Here is a 299-nt window from a genome sequence, read left to right as displayed (position 1 = left end):
TCGAGCGGCAGCTCTTCGAGCTCACGGGCCGCAATGGCGAGGCTATTCGCCAGTGGATGGCCGATCTGGCCGACGCCCGTTGCTTCCGCGTAGTCGCCGAGACGTTCCGCCGCGTGCGGGAGAACTTCAGCGCCGATTCCGTGGACAACGCCACCTGTCTCGCCACCATCCGCGAAGTGCTCGACGCCCACGACTACCTGCTGGATCCCCACACCGCTGTGGCCTACGCCGCCGCTCAGAACCTGCGCGGCGAGAACCGCGTCCTCATCGCCTGCACGGCCCACTGGGCAAAATTCGGC

At 67.2% G+C, this 299-nt stretch carries 1 pseudogene; it reads left to right on the top strand.

From position 1 onward, the window contains the following. Nucleotides 1-299, top strand: a pseudogene (locus NE591_RS14590) (threonine synthase); the annotation flags it as partial.

Origin of the sequence: Adlercreutzia sp. DFI.6.23, from assembly GCF_024462535.1 — a bacterium.
GTDB lineage: Bacteria > Actinomycetota > Coriobacteriia > Coriobacteriales > Eggerthellaceae > Adlercreutzia > Adlercreutzia rubneri.
This window is presented reverse-complemented; position numbering and strand designations above follow the sequence as displayed.